We start from the raw sequence: 1,273 nt of genomic DNA, 5'->3' as shown, positions 1-1,273 counted from the left end.
TGAGCCTGGCCCGGTTCCGTGGACACCCGAGATGTGATGGAAGGAGCACGGGATGTCCGCGACTGACGAAAAGCAGAGGAAGCCCCGCAGGCCGCGCCGGGAGTTCACGGCGGAGTACAAGGCCGGGGCGGTGAAGCTGGTGCTGGAGGAGGGCAAGTCCATCCCCCAGGCGGCCCGAGACTTGGACCTGACGGAGTCGGCGCTGCGGCTGTGGGTCGAGCAGACGAAGACGGACAGGGGTGAGGGCAGGCCCGGAGCGCTGGCGACAGGGGAGCGCGAGGAGCTCTCCCGGCTGCGCAAGGAGAACCGGGAGCTGCGGCTGGAGCGAGAAATCCTAAAAAATGCGGCGGCCTTCTTCGCGAAGGAGATGAAATGAAGTTCGCCTTCATCGACGCGAAGAAGGCCCTCTTCCCGGTAGCCTCCCTCTGCCGTCATCTGGAGGTTTCTCGCAGTGGCTACTACGCCTGGGCGAAGCGCTCCGAGTCCGAGCGCAAGAAGAGCGACCGGGCACTGGGCGTCGAGGTGCTCGCCGTGCACCAGGAGAGCCGGGGCAGGTATGGCGCTCCGCGAGTCCACGCGGAGCTGAAGGCGCGCGGCCGGCGGGTCGCCCGCAAGCGAGTGGCTCGGCTGATGCGCCAGGCGGGCCTGCGCGCTCGCACCCGGCGTCGATTCGTGCGGACCACCGACTCCGCGCACGGCCACCCCGTGGCGCCCAACTCCCTGGCGAGGAACTTCCAGCCAGGCCAGCCCGACCGCGCATGGGTGGGCGACATCACCTACGTCTGGACCGAGGAGGGCTGGTTGTATCTGGCCGTGCTCTTGGACCTCTTCAGTCGAAAGGTGGTGGGCTGGGCGATGGGCGAGAGAATCGACCGCGGCCTGGTGCTGAGCGCGCTCGATATGGCGTTGCTCGGCGGTCCCGCTCCGCAACTGCACCACTCCGACCGTGGCAGCCAGTATGCGAGCGAGGACTACCGCCAGCTGCTGGAGGCGCACGGCATCGGATGCAGCATGTCGCGCAAGGGCAACTGCTGGGACAACGCCGTGGCGGAGAGCTTCTTCTCCACCCTGAAGCTGGAACTCGTCTACATCACCCGCTTCAAGACACGCGAGGCGGCGAAGCAGTCGCTGTTCGAGTACATCGAGGTGTTCTACAACCGGAAGCGGCGCCACTCCGCCCTGGGCTACGTCAGCCCAGTGGAATACGAGCGGAGGGCCGCAACCAAGAGGCTGGCAGCGTAGTCAACCTGTCCACCGAACCGGAGCAGGCCCA

The 1,273-nt window shown here is 67.0% G+C and carries 1 protein-coding gene; it reads left to right on the top strand.

The window, feature by feature from the left end; translation table 11 throughout:
- Window positions 1–52 precede the first annotated feature (52 nt).
- Window positions 53–1,242, top strand: a protein-coding gene (locus D7Y11_RS42610; protein WP_199746074.1) for an IS3 family transposase whose coding sequence is annotated in 2 segments (ribosomal slippage) — window positions 53–335 and window positions 335–1,242 — 1,191 coding nt in all. Because the reading frame shifts where the segments join, the coding sequence is not laid out codon by codon here.
- Window positions 1,243–1,273 lie beyond the last annotated feature (31 nt).

It is taken from the genome of Corallococcus sp. AB018 (assembly GCF_003986945.1).
Taxonomy (GTDB): Bacteria; Myxococcota; Myxococcia; order Myxococcales; family Myxococcaceae; genus Corallococcus; species Corallococcus exiguus.
The sequence above is the reverse complement of the archived record's forward strand: the minus strand, read 5'-3'. Positions and strand labels throughout refer to the sequence as shown.